This is a genomic window from Bradyrhizobium sp. SMVTL-02 (assembly GCF_051853005.1).
GTDB lineage: Bacteria > Pseudomonadota > Alphaproteobacteria > Rhizobiales > Xanthobacteraceae > Bradyrhizobium.
Window position 1 is genome coordinate 6,656,109 of record NZ_CP182469.1, and the last position, 16,901, is coordinate 6,673,009.

Consider the following 16,901-nt stretch of genomic DNA (forward strand, 5'->3'; position numbering starts at 1 on the left):
TCCATGCTCGCGCAGATGAGCATACCCCAGAGTGCAAAGTTGATCTGTAGCGCCGCCACCATCGGTCGCTCCCCTTCCAAGTCACGTCCATCCCAGTTTGTAGAATTTATGAAGGAATGATTAGCGATTCTGACGCTGGGTTCACAGCCTATTATTGCGCCAGTTGTTGTGCGATGCGGGCCGCACCGTTTTCACGAAGCGGCCTCACTGCTCCCGCAAAGTGAGGCGAGCATGATCCCTCATGCCGGCCACGTCGTCCCTTACTTCCATTCAACTGGCGCGATGCGATACTTCCCAAGCGGAATTTGCGTGTCGCCTACCGCTCCGAAGGCCCGGCATGATGCGGCACGGCTTGTTCTTGCTTGGTTTTTGCGCAGCACTCATGGGATGCGCGGTCGCACCGGCGCAGGAGCGTCGTCCGGTCGCATGGGACGGCCTCGGCCAGAACCCGAATCGCTCTCACGTCGCAAAGCGGCGCGCTGCCAATCCGCTACCTGCGCAGGACAATCCCAATCAGGAGCGGGAAAAAGTGCTCGCCACCTTGCGTCCGTACTCCGAAGCGTGGTGGGCGGTCCACGACGAGATCGAAGCGGAGAACGACAGAACCCTCGGCACCAAGCTCGTGATCTGCCCGCGCTGCGTTCAGTCTCCGCCGTCCGGCGAAGACGTGACCGGATCAATCCGGTGAGAGGCGCATAAGCCGATCTGTATTTGACGTGCCCAGCCCGGGGCGCGCCCTGACCCGCAATGATCGAAAGGGGCGCGCCGCCGGGCGTGTCAGGCGACCAAGGCTGTCACATGCCCTCCGCCGGGCAGTTCACCATCCAGGGAATGCCGAACCTGTCGACGCACATGCCAAAACCCTTGGCCCAGAAGGTCTTGCTGAAGGGCATCGTGACGGTGCCGCCGTCGGCGAGCGCATTGAACCTGCGCTCGGCGTCCGCGACGTCCGTGATCGTCAGCGAGACCGAAAAGCCCTGCGGCTTGTGAAAGTGCTCGCCTGGCGCATCGGAGGCCATCAAGACGCTGCCGTCGGGCAACGACAGCCGCGCATGCATGATCATCTTCTCGCGGCCGGGTGCAGCCGGCATGTCCGGCGGCGCTTCGGATGCTCGCATCATCGCGTCGATCTTGCCGCCGAGGACCTTGGCGTAATAGGTGAACGCCGCTTCGCAGGTGTCCTGATAGAACAGATAGGGATTGAGCATCGTTTCTCTCCTCTTTCTTCCTGGGCAATCGTTGCGTTATTTCTCGGCGAGCTTCTTGAGGCTCGCGAGACCAGCTTCGAAATCCTTGCCGATCATGCTGTCCATGTTGATGAAGACCTGCATCACCTTGGACATGAACGGGGCCGGACCGTACATCGCCCATGTGACCAGAGTGGTATCGCCCTGCGGCACAAAGGTGAACTCGGCGGTGTTGTGGCCTTCGAAGGGCCGCTCGAAATCGAGCTTGATGCGGAGCTTCGACGGTGAGCTCGCCTCGAGGATCTCCATGTGGCCGGCGCCGACATTGTTGTTGCCGTCCCAGGCATAGGTCGCGCCCTTTCCTGCCGCGGTTCCACCGAAGCTGCGTTTCATAGCGGGATCGCGGTTCTCGTACGGCGACCAGCTGGTCCAGAAGCGGAAATCGGCCACCTGCGGATAGATCGCGGCGGCGGGTGCCTTCATGGCCAGGGAACGCTCAACGCGGAACGTGTCCGGCTTGCTCAATGCGAAGACGAGGACTCCGGCGATGCCGACGGCGAGAACGATGACGATGACGGTAATGGGTTTCAGCAATGAATGGCTCCCTGGCTACGGGATCAAGACGAAGGGGAACGGCGGGGGCCGACAATTGATGGAATGTTTTTTTGATCGTCATTCCGGGATGGTCCGAAGGACCAGACCACAGGTGCGCAATTGCCCACCGCCCCGGAATGACGGGCGCCCTACTTCGCCTTCGCGCTTTCCTTTGCCTTCGGCTGGCTGTCCCGGATCAGCCGGTCGAGATGCATGCGGATGTGGGCGGCTTCGGCGGAGGTGTTGGCCAGCGCGATGGCGCGGTCGAAGGCGGTTCGGGCTTCGTCGTTGCGACCGAGCTGCATCAGGAAGGCGCCACGCACGCCATAGAAATGGAAGTAGTTGGCGAGTTTCGGCGCCAGCGGCTCGATCAGGTCGAGCGCGGCCTGGGCTCCGCGGACCTTGGAGACCGCGACGGAGCGGTTGAGCGTCACCACGGGCGAAGGCTGCACCAGCTCGAGCGCGCCGTAGAGCAGGTCGATCTGGGCCCAGTCGGTCTCCTCCGGCGTCGACGCGCGCGCATGCAGTGCGGCGATCGCGGCCTGGATCTGGTATGGCCCGCTGCGGCGATGGCGCATCGCCTTGTCGATCAAGGCGAGGCCTTCCGCGATCATGGCGCCATTCCACAGCGAACGGTCCTGGTCGCCGAGCAGGATCAGCGAGCCATCCGCCGCAAAGCGCGCGGCGCTGCGGGCATGCTGCAACAGGATCAGCGCCGTGAGCCCCATGATCTCAGGCTCGCTCGGGAACAGCCGCAGCAGCAGCCGCGCCAGCCGGATCGCCTCCTCGCACAAGGGCTTCCTGATCTCGGCGGTATCGCCGCTCGCGGAATAGCCCTCGTTGAAGATCAGGTAGATCATCGCCGCCACGCCGGCGAGCCGCTCGGCGCGCTCGACGGCGCCGGGGGCTTCGAACGGCGTCCCCGCCTCCGCCACCTTCGCCTTGGCGCGCGTGATCCGCTGCTCCATCGCCGCGTCCGAGACCAGGAAGGCGCGTGCGATCTGCTTCACGGTGAGGCCCGAGACGATGCGCAAGGCCAGCGCGATCTGCTGCGTCGCCGGCAGCTGCGGATGGCAGCAGATGAACATCAGCCGCAGGATGTCGTCGCGATAATGCGAGCCGTCGAGTCGCTCGGCGAGCGCGCCCTCGGCGTCGTCGAGATCGGAAATCGCCTGGTCGTCGTCGGGCAGCGGCTGCTGCTTGCGGGTCCGGCGCACTTCGTCAATCGCGACGTTGCGGCCGACCATGATCAGCCATGCCGCGGGATCGCGCGGCGGCCCGTTCTGCGGCCAGCTTTTCAGCGCGCGCAGGCAGGCGTTCTGGAAGGCTTCCTCGGCGGTGTCCAGATCGCGGAAATAGCGCAGCAGCGCGCCGACTGCCTGGGGTCGCGCCGAGGTCAGCGCAGTCTCGATCCAGGCAGTCTCGGTCTCGCTCACGTCAGGTTTCCTCCGGGCCGGAACACGCCGACGGGACGCACCTCATAGGCGCCGCCGGGATTGGCTGCGCCGAGCTCGCGCGCGACGTCGAGGGCGTCATCGAGGTTCTTGCAATCCACGATGTAGAAGCCGAGCAATTGCTCCTTGGTCTCGGCATAGGGACCGTCGAGCACCAGCGGCGGGTCCTCCTTGCGCAGGGTCGCAGCCGCGGTGGTCGGCAGCAGCCGCGCCACCGGCCCGAGCCGGCCCTGCTTGGTGAGCTTCTCCTGCACCACGGCGAGCTTCTTCATCACGGCCTCGTCCTGCTCCTTGCTCCAGGAGCCGACGAAGTCCTCATCGTGATAGCAAAGAATCGCATAAAGCATGGGCAGTCCCTTCCCCGACCTCTCGTTCTGAAGACGATCCACTATGCCCTGCGCCGACAGGGCTGCGGAAAAATTTTGCAAGAAAAATCCGGCAGATCGTGCCAAGGAGAGCCTCCAAAAGCGGAACCTGACGAGGCACTTCGAATGAGCAAAGGCACCCTGGCCGTCCTGATCAACAGCACGCAGCAGAACTGGCTGCCGGAGCGCTGGAAGGCCCGGTTCGACGCGGTCTGCGGCGGCCGCCGCGTGGTGCTGCTGCCCGATCCCGGGCTCGATCCTGCCGAGGTGCATTATGCGGCGGTGTGGAAGCCGGTGCCGGGCGATCTCGGCGCGTTCCCCAATCTTCGCGCCATCTTCAATCTCGGCGCCGGCGTCGATGCGCTGATGGCGGACAAGAGCCTGCCCGACGTGCCGCTGGTCCGCGTCGCCGTGCCTGACCTCACCAACCGGATGACCGAATACGTCGTGCTGCACGTGCTGATGCACCACCGCCAGGAGCTGTACCTGCGGCAGTCGCAGCGCGAGAAGCGCTGGGAGCCGAAATATCAGTGGCCGGCGAGCGCCATCACCGTCGGCGTGATGGGACTCGGCACCCTCGGTGCGGACGCGGCCGGCGTGCTGCGACGGCTCGGCTTCCGGGTCACCGGCTGGAGCCGCAGCCCGCGCACGATCGCGGGCGTCGAATGCTTCCATGGCACTGCCGGCATGGACGCGTTCCTGCGCAAGACCGACATCCTCGCCAGCCTTTTGCCCCTGACTCCAGACACGCACGGCATCCTCAACCGCGACGTCTTCTCAAAGCTCAACCGCACCAGCCCGCTCGGCGCGCCGGTGCTGATCAATGCCGGCCGCGGCGGCTTGCAGAACGAAGCCGACATCCTCGCCTGTCTCGATGACGGCACGCTCGGTGCCGCCTCGCTCGACGTCTTCGTGCAGGAGCCGCAGCCGAAGGACAGCCGGTTCTGGACCCACCCCAAGGTGCTGCTGACCCCGCACAACGCCGCCGACACCGATGCGGAGGCCATCTCGGCCTACGTCGCCGAGCAGATCGAAAAATTCGAGGCGGGCGGTGCGCTGGAGAACGTGGTGGACCGGGTCAGGGGGTATTGAGGCCCGGTAGCTCTGCACGCTCTTCTATGCAGCCGAGTACGCCCGCGCACCCGGCGGCGACTTCACGGTGCGACAGTCCCGGCTCGATGCCACGCCCGTCGCCGCGCCGCCTGGCGAAAGCCGGGCTGCGCGGGGATGACAGCTAGGGCTTTGCTCCCAGCATCACATCAATCGCGCCCTTCACGATCGCTTCCAGCTCCTTGCGCGGGACGCGGGCGCGCGAGCGGATGGCGATGGTGTGGACGGTGGCGGACGCGATCTGCGCCAGCGCGAACGGATCGGCGCCCTCCGGCAGCTCGCCTTTCTCCCTCGCGCGGCGGAAGCAGCTTGCAAACGCCTTGTCGAGCCCGGTGAGACCGTCGAGCACCATGGCGCGGATCTCGGGATCGCCGACGGCCTCGGACGCCGCGGTCACGACCGTGAAGCAGCCGCGCGGGCCGGTGTCGCCGGACAGATAGATGTCGAGCGCCGCAGCGTAGATGCGCTCCAGCCGCTGCCGCAGGGGCATCTCCTGGCGAAAGATCTCGACCATGGAGGCGGCAGCCTCCTCACGATAGCGCTGGTAGCTCTTGATGTAGAGCTCGCGCTTGTCGCCGAAGGCGCCGTAGAGGCTCGGCCGGTTCATGCCGGTCGCTTGGCTGAGATCATCGAGCGAGGTGGCCGCAAAACCTTGCTTGCGGAACAGATCGAGCGCCTTGCCCAGCGCGATATCGGGCTCGTAGGCGCGGGGACGGCCACGACGCTTGGGTTCGCCGCGGCGCTCGGGTTCGCCGCGGCGCCTGGGCTGACCGGCAGCTGGCGGCTTCGATTTTTGTACCATTTCGCAAAATAATCCTTGACCACGGATATATTATGCAAGATGGTACAAAAATCAATCTGGCCAGGTTGAGCGACACCAAAAGAGGAATTGCCCAAGGAGGCTACAGATGGATCTTTATTTCTCGCCGCTCGCCTGCTCGATGGCGACGCGCGTCGCATTGTATGAAGCCGGCGCCGAGGCGAACTATCTCGAAGTCGATCCGCCGACCAAGACCGTGCTGAACGACGGCTCCGACTTCCGCGCCGTCAATCCGATCGGCCTCGTGCCGACGCTGCGCACCGACGAAGGCGTGGTGCTCACCGAGAACGCCGCAATCCTGCAATATGTCGCGGACCGTTTTCCGCAATCCGGCCTCGGCGCCACCGCGGGCATCGAGCGCACAAGGCTGCATCAATGGCTCTGCTTCATCGGCACCGAGCTGCACAAGGGCCTGTTCATTCCCGTACTCGACCGCAAGGCGCCGCAGGAAGCCAAAGCCTATGTGCTGGAGAAGAACCTGTCGCGGCTCGATTATCTCGACAATTACCTGAAAGGCAGGGAATTCCTGCTCGACCATTTCAGCGTGGCCGATGCCTATCTCGTCACGGTCATCAACTGGACCATGGCGACGCCGCCGATCGAGCTTGCGAAATGGCCCAACGTAAAGGCGTATTACGAGCGCCTGCGCCAGCGGCCGTCAGTCGCCAAGGCGATTGCGGAAGAGTTCGAGCTGTACAAGGCCGAGCTCGCGCGGAAGAAGGCGGCGGCCTGAGGCGCGATGAAATAGGCTCGATCGCTGCAACCACGGGAGGTGCGCTCCCTCTCCCGCTTGCGGGAGAGGATGCTTCTCCAATGGCACAACCCCCAGGAGGAGAAAGCCCTCACCCGCGCCTCCGGCGCGACCTCTCCCGCAAGCGGGTCGCAAGCGGGAGAGGTGAACGAGCCGCGGCAGTCGATCCAGCCAAAGCCGCTCCGTCCTGCAGCTCGACTATTTCGGCGCCTGCAGCACGATGCCATAGCGGCTGTAGATGCGGTCGATCGTGCCGTCGCTCCGCAGCCGCTCCACGGCTCCGTCGATGGCTTCGCGCAACGCATCGTCCGGACGGATCATGCCGACGGCAACGTTCCAGTTGAGATCGACCACGCTCTCGTCGCGATCCAGGATCCGGAGCTTCTTGTCCGGATGCGTCAGGTTGAAATAGCTCGCCGCGGTGGGCGTGACGGCGGCGGCATCGATCTCACGGTTCGACACCGCTTCCAGGCTATCGTTCTCGAAGCCGAAGGTCGACGTCGGCACGCGCCGTTGACCGATGATCATGGCTGCGATCGATCCAACCTGCACGCCCACCCTGGTCGCCTCGTTGAGGCTCCCGAACGAGGTGAGCGTGCTGGATGACGGCACCGCGAGCGCGACGCCCGTGCGATAATACGGTTTCGAGATCCTCAGGCGGGTTTCGCCCTGCGCTTCGCGGTCGGCGATGACGTCCAGAAGAATGTCACAGCCGGCGCTGCGCATCTGATATTGCGTGATGATCCAGTCGAGCCTGAGCGAGACGCCGAGCTCGCGTGCCAGCACCCGACCGAACTCGACCTGAAAGCCGGGTGGATCGGCGGCCTTGTGCGCAAAGGGAAGCGAATTGGGATGCGCGCACAACCCGATCACGCCGCTCGAACGGATCGCGTCCAGGGTTCGCGCCTGCGCGGGCCCCGACAGAACGATGGCAGCAGCGACGATGGCCGGGGCGAATGCCTTCATTCCGTGTCTCTTGGATGGTTCGGGGCTTGACGGATCGAGTCCTGGCGGTTCAACCCTCGCGCGGTTTCAAGGCGCGGATGTATTTGACGATCTGGTCGATCTGGGCGTCGGTGAAGGCGCCGTCGAATGCCGGCATCGCTCCCTGCTTGCCGTGCTTGATGCGGTCGCGAATGAAGTCGTCGTCGCGCGGCGAGTTCATCAGTTGCGGCCCCTTGCCGGCTGCACGTCCACCGTCGGAGTGACAGAAGCCGCAAGTCCCCGCGAACACCTGCTCGACGTCGAGCGTCCCGTTCTCGGGCGCCGGCGTGGCGGATTGTGCTTGAGCCATAACAGCGCACAGCAACGAGGCGGCCAGCGCCGCCGGAATCGTTTTCAAATGCAATCTCAACACGTCCTCTCCATTCCTGAATCACGCCGCTGCTTCGATCGACCGGGGAGCGGGCTTGCGCCCGCTTCCCGACGAACGTTTGCGGCAGGCTATTTCAGGCTGAAGACGATGAGCGCGCCGTCGTCACGCGGCATGCTCTTGTAGGCGCCGCCGAAGTTCGGCGCATATTCGTCCGCCAGCATCCCGCCAAAGCCCGCGGTTACGGCGATATATTGCTTGCCCCCGGCGGAGTAGCTGACGATGCCGCCCTGGTGGCCGGTGCCATTGTTGTGCTTCCACAGCTCGGCCCCGGTCTCGGCATCGTAGGCGTGAAGGACGCCGCGGGAATCGGGCACGAACACCAGATTGCCGGCGGTCGACAGCACGCTCCCCAGCGGCGGCTCGGGGTAGCGAACCTCCCATTTCTTTGCCCCCGTGATGGGGTCGCGCGCGTCGAGGTGTCCGTAGATCTCACCGCCAGGGGGCGGCGCCATCTTGAAATCGGCGCCGATGTTGAGCTGCGCCTGCGGCGCGGTGACCGGCGTCGTCTTCTGGATATCGAGCGTCATGCACCATTCCTGGCCGATCTTGTAGTAAAGACCGGTCTTCGGGCTGTAGGAGCCGGAGTTCCAGCTGATGCCGCCGCCGATGAACGGACACAGCGGCGGTTCGGTGACCTTCCCGACCGGGAAATCGCGACGGCCGATCAACGCGCCGGTCTTGGGATCGATATCCTTGACGAAGTTGATGTTCTCGACCAGCCGCCAGACGTTCTTCACGCCGAGATTGCGGTCGTAGACGAAGACGAAGCCGCCCTTGTTCGGATGAACCACGTATTTCTGGCCGTCTCGCTCGAGCATCACGAACTCGCCGACGGCGCTGTCGAAGTCCCAGGCATCGTGCGGCAGTTCCTGATGGTAGGATTTCAGCTTTCCGGTATCGATATCGAGAGCGATCACCGAACTCGTGTAGAGATTGTCGCCGGGGCGCGCACCTTGCGTCTTGTAGTCGGCGCCCGACCAGTCGTAGAGCGGCGCCGGGTTTGCGGTGCCCCACAGGATGGTGTTGGTCTCGGAATCGTAGGTGCCCGGCATCCAGCCGCCACCGCCGCCGGTGCGCCAGGAATCGTTGCCCCAGGTCTTCATAGCCTCGTCGGTGCCCGCGACCGTCAGGAACTCCCACTTCTTCTTTCCAGTGGTGGCATCGACCGCGAAGATCGGGCCGCGGCCCGGCCATTCGCCCCCTTGCGAGCCGATGATCACAGTCCCCTTCGCGTAGAGCGGCGCGCCGGTAAAGCCGACCGTGAGCTTCTGCGAATCGATCAGCCTGGTCTCCCAGAGCACCTTGCCGGTCTTCGCATCGAGCCCGAACAGACGACCGTCCATGGTGCCGACGAAGACCTTGCCTTCGCCGAGCGCTACGCCGCGGTTGTAGGGAGAGTGGGTCTGGCGGCTGATGAGCGCCTCATCCAGCTCCGGAAAGAACGACCAGATGACCTCGCCCGTCGCGCCGTTCAGCGCGAAAACACGGCTGTAGGATCCCGAGTAGTACAGCACACCGTCGGCCGCGAGGGGCATCGACTGCAGGCCGCGCGTCGATCGTCCTGGAATGTGCATCCAGGCGACGCCCAGATTGCCGACGTTGTTCGCGTTGATCTGCGCGAGCGGGCTGTAATGATGGGATTTGTATGAACCGTGATAGGTGAGCCAGTCGTTCTGCCCGGCGCCCTCGATCCGGGCCGTATCCACGGTTTGGGCCAACGCCGCCGACGCAGCAAATGCCGCAACGGCGAGAACAGGTAAGCCCGAGTTGAGCCACTGCTTCCTCATATGCACTTCCTCCCGCTTTGTGTTTGTTGATTGCGTCTCGTGAACGCCGCTGCGAGGAACGTTTGCAGTTCGGTACGCGTCGATAGTCCTCCACCGGACATGAGCTGCCAACAAATGCCCCTTCTCTCGGCGCATGTCGCCGAGGGAGCCACGTTCACTGCCGTGATTGCTGTCGCACGTCTGCTCACACAGCGTACGACGGATCGCAGGACGTGCAAAGATGGAATGCGCGCGCCGGGCGACTTGGCGCGGAGGCCGAATTGAAACGACAGCAGCGCTGACCGTTCGATCTCTTACGGCTCTCCCTAGCGCATCCGCGGCAGGATCGCGACGATGCCGGGCCAGAGCGCCAGCAGCGGCACTAATCCGATCGACGCGTTGGCATCAACGCGCATACGCGTAAAGCTTGACCGCGTTGTCCGGGGACACGAGACCGCTCGCGACGTCCTCGTTGACGGCCGCACGATCGCGCTCCCTGGGATCGCCAATGCCGGCACCGCCGGGCGTCATCACCACCAGCCGATCGTCCGGCGGCACCTGCTGAAAACCCTTGCCACGAAGCTTCTTGCCGGATTTCAGGCCGACATAGCCGGCCTCGCCGTTCTGGCCGCCGTCGCGGCCGCGCGGCGGATGATCGATGCGGTCGAACGCCGCGAGGATGTCGAACGGCGCATCGACGCCGCTGCCGACCTCGATGATCTGGCCGAGGCCGCCGCGGGTGCGCCCTGCTCCGCCGGAATCCGGACGCAGCTCCTTGCGCCAGAAGATCAGCGGCGTCTGCGTCTCCGCGATCTCCACCGGCGTGCCGCGCACGCCGCTGGGATAGGCGGTCGCCGACAGCCCGTCCTTGCCGAAGCGCGCGCCGGTGCCGCCATTGGAGGTGACCGCCATGGAGAACCCGTAATTGCCGCCGGCGCCCGAGCGGGTCTGGCCACGCACGTTGAGATTCCACAGACACGAGGTGCCTTCAGCGGGCACGCGCTCGGGAATGATCTGGCGCAGGCAGCCGAACACGACGTCGGGCAGCATCTGGCCGATGACGTGGCGCGAGGCGACCGGCGCCGGCTTCGGCGCATTGAGGATCGCGCCAGGGGGAGCCGACACCGTCAGCGGCGAGAGCGAGCCGGCATTGTTCGGGATCTGCGAGGCGACGACGCAGCCGAGGCCGAACACGGTGTAGGCGGTGGTGTAGGACAGCGGCACGTTGATGCCGAATTTCGACGCGTCCGACGTGCCGTCGAAATCGACGTGAATGCCCGCATCCGATATCGTCAGCGTCGCGGCGAGCGTCACCGGCGCATCGTAGCCGTCCACGACCATGCTGTTGCGCCAGCTGCCCTTCGGCAGCTTTGCGATCTCGGCGAGCACGGCCTCGCGCGAGCGGTCGCAGATGTAGTCGCCGAGCTCGTCGAGCGTGTCGATGCCGAACTCGGTCATCATCTCGACCAGACGCTCGCAGCCGACGTCATTGCAGCCGGCGAGCGAATAGGTGTCGCCCTCGGTATCGATCGGCAGCCGCGTGTTGGTGCGGATCATCGCCATCAGCGTCTCGTTGACGACGCCCTGGTCGATCAGCTTCAGCATGGGGATGTAGAGACCCTCCATGAACACGTCGGTGGCGTCAGGCCCGAAGCCGATGCCGCCGATGTCCATGAGATGGCTGGTGCAGGAGAACAGCGCGACGACCTTGCCGTCCTTGAAGCAGGGCGTGGTGACGACGAAATCGTTGAGATGGCCGGTGCCCATCCAGGGATCGTTGGTGATGTAGGCATCGCCCTCCTTCATCGTCTCGATCGGAAAGTGGGCGATGAAGTGCTTGACCGATTCCGCCATCGAGTTGACGTGACCGGGCGTGCCGGTGACCGCCTGCGCCAGCATACGCCCCCTGAGGTCGAACACGCCGGCCGAGAGGTCGCCGCATTCGCGCACGATCGGGCTGAACGCAGTGCGCAAAAGCACCTGCGCCTGCTCCTCGACCACGGCGATCAGCCGGTGCCACATGATCTGGAGGTCGATCAGGCTCGCGCCGCTTGCCTTGCTCATGATCAAGCCGCCTTTCGTTCCATGACGATGCTGCCGGCACCGTCGATATGCGCGTCAAAACTGGTCGAGACAAAAGTGGATGTCTCGTCTTCCGCGATCACGGCGGGGCCCGCGATGGTCGCGCCCGGCGCCATGTCCTCGCGGCGATAGAGCGGGATCTCGATCACCTCGCCGGCCCGGCCGTCGAAGAATTTTCGGCTGCCGGAGGCCTTCGCCGCCGGCTTGCGCGCGACCGCCGCAACGGCGGGCGGATTGCGCGCCTCGGTGGTGGCGAGCACCGACCAGCTCAAGACCTCGATCGCCGCGCCCGGGATCGGGCGCTCGAACATCGCCGAATAGTCAGTCTCGAACTTCTGGCGCAGGCCGGCGAGATCGGCCGAGGTCAACGGCCGGTTCGGCAGCTCGACGGTGATCTCGTGGCCCTGACCGACATAGCGCATGAAGGCTGCACGGCGCTCGCGCACCGGCGCGCCGGCTGCGCCGGGCTCGACCAGCGCACGCGCCTCGGTCGCCATCTCCTGAAGCAAGTCGGAGACGGCCTTGGTGTCGAAATCGTCGAGCCGGACATGACGGCTGCGCACCAGCTCGTAGGCGATGGGCGCCGCCAGGAATCCGACCGCCGAGCCGACGCCGGCATTCGACGGCACGATCACGCGGGAGACACCGATCTTCTCGGCGACGCGCGCCGCATGCAGCGGCGCGGCACCGCCGAAGGCGATCAGCGTGTGCTGGCCGACCACGGCGCCGCGCTCGACCGCATGCACGCGCGCCGCGCTCGCCATGTTCTCGCAGACGACCTCGTGCACGGCATAGGCCGCCGTTTCCGCCGACAGGCCGAGTGCCTCACCGACATCGCGCAGCAGCACCTGCTTCGAGAGCTCCGGATCGAGCTTGATCGTGCCGCCTGCGAAGGCATCAGGATCGATCATGCCGAGTGCAACGTCCGCATCCGTCACCGATGGACGCTGGCCGCCGCGGCCGTAGCAGGCGGGACCAGGCTCGGACGAGGCGCTCTCCGGGCCGACGGTGACACGCTTCATCGCGTCGACATGGGCGATCGAGCCACCGCCGGCGCCGATCTCGACCATCTCGATCACGGGGATGCGCACCGGCAGGCCCGAACCTTTCAGGAAGCGCGCGGCGCGGTCGACCTCGAACACGCGCGAGGTCTCGGGCTGGTATTCTTCGATCAGGCAGATCTTTGCCGTGGTGCCGCCCATGTCGAAGGAGAGCACCTTGCTCTCCCCCAACCGTGCCGCGATCTGCGCCGCGAAGATGGCGCCGCCGGCCGGGCCGGATTCGACGAGACGCACGGGAAAGCGCCGCGCCGTCTCGATCGAGGTGACGCCGCCGCCCGACGTGACGAGGTAGATCGCGCCGCGAAACTGCTCGACCTGCAAGGCATCGGCCATGCGGGCGAGATAGCCGTCGATCAACGGCTGCACATAGGCGTTGGCAACTGCCGTGGAGGTGCGCTCATATTCGCGGATCTCCGGACACACCGCCGACGAGACCGTCACCGAAATGCCGGGCATCTCTTCGGCAATGATCGCAGCCGCGCGGCGCTCGTGCTCGGGATTGGCATAGGAGTGCAGGAAGGCGATCGCGACGCTCTCGACGCCCAGCTCGCGCAATTTCGGCGCGAGTGCGCGTACGGCCGTCTCGTCGAGCGGGAGACGAACCGCCCCGTGGGCGTCGATGCGCTCGGGCACGGTGAAGCGAAGGCTGCGCGGCGCCAGCGGCTTCGGCTTGTCGATGCTGAGATCGTACTGGTCGTAGCGGCTCTCGGTGCCGATATCGAGCACGTCGCGAAAGCCGTAGGTCGCGATCAGCGCCGTCCTGGCGCCGCGGCGCTCGATGATGGCGTTGGTCGCGAGCGTGGTGCCGTGAATGAAGACGTCGATATCGCTGATGTGGGCCCGCGCATCGGCGAGAATGAGACGCATGCCGTCGAGCACCGCCCGCTCGGGTCGCTGCGGCGTTGTCAGCACCTTGCGCGTCTTGCGCGCCTCGCCCACGTCCAGCACGATGTCGGTGAACGTGCCACCGATATCCACGGCAAGCCGCACCTCGGCTCCCTCAAGCATTCCAAATTCTCCGTGCTGATCGTCAAGATTGGGCCCAAAAAGCTAGCAATTTGCGTGCCATGAGGCATGCCAGCAACGCTATGCCCGGTCATTCTGCGCGGCACCTTTGCAATAGGCAAGGCGTGTTCGCGGCCTGCGCAATCAGAGCAGGAATGCAAGCGCCGCTTCGCAGCGCTCCTCGACCTTCAGCGTCAGGAGATCGTCGGCGCGGGTGCGTCCGAGATTGACCGCGGCGATCGGAATCTGCCGTTTCGCGGCCGCCTGCACGAAACGGAATCCGGAATAGACCATCAATGACGAGCCGACGATCAGCATGGCATCCGCCTGCGCCAGGTGATCCTGCGCCGTGGCGACCACGTCGCGCGGCACGTTCTCGCCGAAGAACACCACGTCGAGCTTGAGGATGCCGCCGCAGGCTTCGCAATGAGGCACCTTGAACGACGAGAACTCCGCGCGCTCCAGATCGGCGTCACCGTCCGGCGCGTCCGCGGCATCGAGCGTCAGCCACTCCGCATTCGGGCGGCCGAGCGTGTCCTGGAATTCGCTCCGCGGCGTCTTCACCCCGCAGCCCATGCAGCGGACGAGATCGAGCCGGCCATGCAGATCGATCACCCGCCGGTGGCCGGCGGATTGATGCAGCCGGTCGACGTTCTGGGTCAGGAGCATGCCGCAGCGGCCGTCGCCCTCGAGCCGGGCCAGCGCACGGTGCGCATCATTCGGCCTCGCTTGGCCGAACCGCCGCCAGCCGATCAGGCTGCGCGCCCAATAGCGCTGGCGCGTACGCGCATCCGACATGAAGGCCTGGAAATTGACCGGCTGCGTCCGCTTCCAGTTTCCATGACTGTCGCGGTAATCGGGAATGCCCGAATTGGTGCTGCAGCCGGCGCCGGTCAGCACGAACAGATTGTCGTGCCGGCCGACGAAATCCTGGAGGGGAGAGCTTGCCATGGCGCAGATGTAGTCTGCGCCGGCGGATTCTGCCAGATGCCGCGCGGGCCTGCCTAGCTCGCCCAGTTCTCGCGAAACTCCGGAAACAGCGTTATGCCACCACAGGCGTAGATGGTCTGTCCAGTGATGTAGCTGGCATCGTCCGAGGCGAGGAAGGCGAACACGGCGGCGATCTCTTCCGGCGTGCCGACGCGGCCCATGGGAATGTGGCTGGTGACGACGCCGCGCTTTTCGAGATCGCCGGTCCAGGCCGCGTTGATCGGCGTGTCGATCGCGCCGGGACCGACCGCATTGACGCGGATGCCGCGCCCTGCAAATTCGAGCGCCAGCGTGCGCGTCAGATTGGCCATGCCGCCCTTGCTGATGGAGTAAGCGAGGTAGCCCGGCTTCGGAATGATCTGGTGGACGCTGGAGCAATTGATGATGCTGCCGCCTCCGCCGCGCGCGACGAAATGCGCCAGTGCCTTCTGCGCACAGAGCACGGCACCGTTGAGGTTGACGTCGATGATGCGGCGATAGGTTTCGAGGTCGAGTGCCTCGCTCGGCGACTCCCGCTGGAAGCCGGCATTGTTGACGAGGCAGTCGAGCCGCTTGAAGCGCGCCAGGACCGTCTCGAACATCGCGGCGATGTCCTGCTCGTTGCCGACATCGGCCTTGACGATGATGTGATCGAGCCTGCCGTGACCGCGGTCGCTCGATGCCGTCCGCGCAAGGGCGAGCGTCTCCTCGGCCTTTCCGGGATGATCGAAATAGTTGATGGCGACGGTCGCGCCTTCCTGCGCCAGCCGGATGGCGACGGCACGGCCGATGCCTTGCGAGGCGCCAGTCACCAGGGCGTATTGGCCGGCGAGGCGCGAGGGAAAGGACGTTGAGTGTTCGGTTTGCGGCATGTGTTCTCTCCGGAATGCCTCATCATGGATGGAACCGGCGTTTTGTTCCATTCCCATCCGCGCATTGCTGGGATTCACTCCCCGTGGCGCGCGAGCGGCGAGGTCAGGATCTGATACAGGATGATGGCGCCGAAGGTCGCGGTGCCGATCCCGCCGATCGTGAACGCACCGAATTTGAGCGTGAGGTCGCCCGCGCCTGCGGTCAACGCCACGGCGACGGTGATCAGGTTCGCAGGGTTTGCGAAGTCGACCTTGTTCTCGACCCAGATCCGGCCCGCCATCGCGGCGATCAAGCCGAACAGCACGATGGAGAGACCACCGATCACGGGCCCGGGGATCGACAGGATCAGCGCGCCGAATTTCGGCGAGAAGCCGAGCAGGATCGACACCGTGGCCGCGAACGCAAACAGCAGAGTCGAATAGACCTTCGTCGCCGCCATGACGCCGATGTTCTCGGCATAGGTGGTGACGCCGGTGCCGCCGCCGCAGGCCGCGACGATCGTGGCGAGGCTGTCGGCGAACAAGGCCCGGCCGAGATAGGCATCGAGGCTGCGCCCCGTCATCGCGCCGACGGCCTTGATGTGCCCGAGGTTCTCGGCGACGAGGATGACCGCGACCGGCGCGATCAGAAAGATCGCATCGGCCTGGAACGTCGGCGTGGTGAATTTCGGCAGGCCGAGCCACGGCGCCGCCGAAAGCTGGGTGAAGTCGATCGGCTTGCCGAAGCCGAGGCCGTTCGCGAACAGAAAATACAAAAGATATCCGCCGATCGCGCCGAGGATGATCGGCAGCCGGCGCCACAGGCCTGGCGCTGCAACGGCGACCACGCCGATCATCAGAACGGTCGCGAGACCGATCCAGGTGTCGAACGCATTGGCGCTCACCGCCTTGACCGCGACGGGTGCGAGGTTGAGACCGATCGCGGCGACCACGGCGCCGGTGACGGCCGGCGGCATCAGGCGCTCGACCCAGCCGACGCCCGACCACATCACGATCAGCGCAATCGCGCCGTAGAGCACCCCGGCTCCGACGATGCCCCCGAGCGCAACGGAGATGTTCGGGTTCGGCCCCTGCCCGGCGTAGCCGGTGGCGGCGAGGACGACGGCGATGAAGGCGAAGCTCGAGCCGAGATAGCTCGGCACGCGCCCGGCGACGATGACGAAGAAGATCAGCGTGCCGACGCCGGAGAACAGGACCGCAACGTTGGGATCGAATCCCATCAAGAGCGGCGCGATGATCGTCGCACCTGACATCGCCACGCAATGCTGCAGACCGGAGACGATGGTCTGGCCCCATGACAGCCGCTCCTCCGGCATGATCACGCCCGAGGTCTTGAGCTTCCAGCGCGGAAAATAGCCTTGCGTCTGCTCGTCCGAGCCTGTCGTGGCTGTCATGTTCCCCCCGTTGCGGTGCAGCGATCGATGTTCGTGCGATCCGACAAAAATGTGATTGTCGCTTCTGTAGCGGCCATCACATGATGCGGGTCATGC

16 protein-coding genes are annotated in these 16,901 nt (G+C 65.3%); 3 read left to right on the forward strand and 13 right to left on the reverse strand.

Going from position 1 to position 16,901, the window contains the following annotated elements:
• Positions 1 to 337: 337 nt before the first annotated feature.
• Positions 338 to 688, forward strand: a complete 351-nt coding sequence (locus ACNJYB_RS31790) for a hypothetical protein (protein WP_439370462.1) — start codon at positions 338 to 340, stop codon at positions 686 to 688.
• 106 nt (positions 689 to 794) lie between these two features.
• On the opposite strand, the gene ACNJYB_RS31795 is transcribed toward ACNJYB_RS31790, so the two are convergent.
• From ACNJYB_RS31795 to ACNJYB_RS31810, 4 genes are all read right to left on the reverse strand, one after another.
• Entirely contained in the window at positions 795 to 1,208 is a 414-nt protein-coding gene (locus tag ACNJYB_RS31795) for a VOC family protein (RefSeq protein WP_439370463.1), read from the reverse strand.
• A gap of 36 nt (positions 1,209 to 1,244) precedes the next feature.
• A complete protein-coding gene (locus tag ACNJYB_RS31800) occupies positions 1,245 to 1,781 on the reverse strand; it encodes an SRPBCC family protein (protein ID WP_439370464.1) in 537 nt (178 codons plus the stop codon).
• 149 nt (positions 1,782 to 1,930) lie between these two features.
• Complete coding sequence (locus ACNJYB_RS31805) at positions 1,931 to 3,217, reverse strand: RNA polymerase sigma factor (RefSeq protein WP_439370465.1); 1,287 nt, start codon at positions 3,215 to 3,217, stop codon at positions 1,931 to 1,933.
• Positions 3,214 to 3,582 (reverse strand): YciI family protein, encoded by a 369-nt coding sequence (locus ACNJYB_RS31810; protein WP_439370466.1) that lies wholly within the window; start codon positions 3,580 to 3,582, stop codon positions 3,214 to 3,216. The genes ACNJYB_RS31805 and ACNJYB_RS31810 overlap by 4 nt, the downstream gene beginning before the upstream one ends.
• A gap of 144 nt (positions 3,583 to 3,726) precedes the next feature.
• Between ACNJYB_RS31810 and ACNJYB_RS31815 the strand changes: the two genes are divergently transcribed.
• Positions 3,727 to 4,692: a 2-hydroxyacid dehydrogenase gene (locus ACNJYB_RS31815; RefSeq protein WP_439370467.1), complete on the forward strand. Its 966-nt coding sequence runs from the start codon at positions 3,727 to 3,729 to the stop codon at positions 4,690 to 4,692.
• A gap of 142 nt (positions 4,693 to 4,834) precedes the next feature.
• Here the strand turns inward: ACNJYB_RS31815 and ACNJYB_RS31820 are convergent, their stop codons facing one another.
• Positions 4,835 to 5,512 carry a TetR/AcrR family transcriptional regulator gene (locus ACNJYB_RS31820; RefSeq protein ID WP_439370468.1) on the reverse strand — a complete coding sequence of 226 codons (678 nt, stop codon included), beginning with the start codon at positions 5,510 to 5,512 and terminating at the stop codon, positions 4,835 to 4,837.
• Positions 5,513 to 5,618: 106 nt separating this feature from the next.
• Between ACNJYB_RS31820 and ACNJYB_RS31825 the strand changes: the two genes are divergently transcribed.
• Entirely contained in the window at positions 5,619 to 6,263 is a 645-nt protein-coding gene (locus ACNJYB_RS31825; RefSeq protein ID WP_439370469.1) for a glutathione binding-like protein, read from the forward strand.
• A gap of 216 nt (positions 6,264 to 6,479) precedes the next feature.
• Here the strand turns inward: ACNJYB_RS31825 and ACNJYB_RS31830 are convergent, their stop codons facing one another.
• From ACNJYB_RS31830 to ACNJYB_RS31865, 8 genes are all read right to left on the reverse strand, one after another.
• Positions 6,480 to 7,247, reverse strand: a complete 768-nt coding sequence (locus ACNJYB_RS31830) for a substrate-binding periplasmic protein (RefSeq protein ID WP_439370470.1) — start codon at positions 7,245 to 7,247, stop codon at positions 6,480 to 6,482.
• A 49-nt stretch (positions 7,248 to 7,296) separates the two neighbouring features.
• Positions 7,297 to 7,623, reverse strand: coding sequence for a c-type cytochrome (locus tag ACNJYB_RS31835; protein ID WP_439370471.1), 327 nt, complete (start codon positions 7,621 to 7,623; stop codon positions 7,297 to 7,299).
• Positions 7,624 to 7,724: 101 nt separating this feature from the next.
• Positions 7,725 to 9,443: a pyrroloquinoline quinone-dependent dehydrogenase gene (locus ACNJYB_RS31840; protein WP_439370472.1), complete on the reverse strand. Its 1,719-nt coding sequence runs from the start codon at positions 9,441 to 9,443 to the stop codon at positions 7,725 to 7,727.
• Between the two features lie 384 nt (positions 9,444 to 9,827).
• Positions 9,828 to 11,486 (reverse strand): hydantoinase B/oxoprolinase family protein, encoded by a 1,659-nt coding sequence (locus ACNJYB_RS31845; protein ID WP_439370473.1) that lies wholly within the window; start codon positions 11,484 to 11,486, stop codon positions 9,828 to 9,830.
• A gap of 2 nt (positions 11,487 to 11,488) precedes the next feature.
• Positions 11,489 to 13,573: a hydantoinase/oxoprolinase family protein gene (locus ACNJYB_RS31850; RefSeq protein ID WP_439370474.1), complete on the reverse strand. Its 2,085-nt coding sequence runs from the start codon at positions 13,571 to 13,573 to the stop codon at positions 11,489 to 11,491.
• Between the two features lie 141 nt (positions 13,574 to 13,714).
• Positions 13,715 to 14,521: an NAD-dependent protein deacetylase gene (locus ACNJYB_RS31855; RefSeq protein ID WP_439370475.1), complete on the reverse strand. Its 807-nt coding sequence runs from the start codon at positions 14,519 to 14,521 to the stop codon at positions 13,715 to 13,717.
• 53 nt (positions 14,522 to 14,574) lie between these two features.
• Positions 14,575 to 15,411 carry an SDR family oxidoreductase gene (locus ACNJYB_RS31860; RefSeq protein WP_439370476.1) on the reverse strand — a complete coding sequence of 279 codons (837 nt, stop codon included), beginning with the start codon at positions 15,409 to 15,411 and terminating at the stop codon, positions 14,575 to 14,577.
• A 74-nt stretch (positions 15,412 to 15,485) separates the two neighbouring features.
• Positions 15,486 to 16,805: a solute carrier family 23 protein gene (locus tag ACNJYB_RS31865; RefSeq protein WP_439370477.1), complete on the reverse strand. Its 1,320-nt coding sequence runs from the start codon at positions 16,803 to 16,805 to the stop codon at positions 15,486 to 15,488.
• Positions 16,806 to 16,901 lie beyond the last annotated feature (96 nt).

Bases quoted from the DNA above. Each gene is read 5' to 3' on its own strand.
- ACNJYB_RS31790 (WP_439370462.1), top strand. From the start codon at position 338: ATGATGCGGCACGGCTTGTTCTTGCTTGGTTTTTGCGCAGCACTCATG.
- ACNJYB_RS31795 (WP_439370463.1), bottom strand. From the start codon at position 1,208: ATGCTCAATCCCTATCTGTTCTATCAGGACACCTGCGAAGCGGCGTTC.
- ACNJYB_RS31810 (WP_439370466.1), bottom strand. From the start codon at position 3,582: ATGCTTTATGCGATTCTTTGCTATCACGATGAGGACTTCGTCGGCTCC.
- ACNJYB_RS31815 (WP_439370467.1), top strand. From the start codon at position 3,727: ATGAGCAAAGGCACCCTGGCCGTCCTGATCAACAGCACGCAGCAGAAC.
- ACNJYB_RS31820 (WP_439370468.1), bottom strand. From the start codon at position 5,512: ATGGTACAAAAATCGAAGCCGCCAGCTGCCGGTCAGCCCAGGCGCCGC.
- ACNJYB_RS31825 (WP_439370469.1), top strand. From the start codon at position 5,619: ATGGATCTTTATTTCTCGCCGCTCGCCTGCTCGATGGCGACGCGCGTC.
- ACNJYB_RS31830 (WP_439370470.1), bottom strand. From the start codon at position 7,247: ATGAAGGCATTCGCCCCGGCCATCGTCGCTGCTGCCATCGTTCTGTCG.
- ACNJYB_RS31840 (WP_439370472.1), bottom strand. From the start codon at position 9,443: ATGAGGAAGCAGTGGCTCAACTCGGGCTTACCTGTTCTCGCCGTTGCG.
- ACNJYB_RS31845 (WP_439370473.1), bottom strand. From the start codon at position 11,486: ATGAGCAAGGCAAGCGGCGCGAGCCTGATCGACCTCCAGATCATGTGG.
- ACNJYB_RS31850 (WP_439370474.1), bottom strand. From the start codon at position 13,573: ATGCTTGAGGGAGCCGAGGTGCGGCTTGCCGTGGATATCGGTGGCACG.
- ACNJYB_RS31855 (WP_439370475.1), bottom strand. From the start codon at position 14,521: ATGGCAAGCTCTCCCCTCCAGGATTTCGTCGGCCGGCACGACAATCTG.
- ACNJYB_RS31860 (WP_439370476.1), bottom strand. From the start codon at position 15,411: ATGCCGCAAACCGAACACTCAACGTCCTTTCCCTCGCGCCTCGCCGGC.
- ACNJYB_RS31865 (WP_439370477.1), bottom strand. From the start codon at position 16,805: ATGACAGCCACGACAGGCTCGGACGAGCAGACGCAAGGCTATTTTCCG.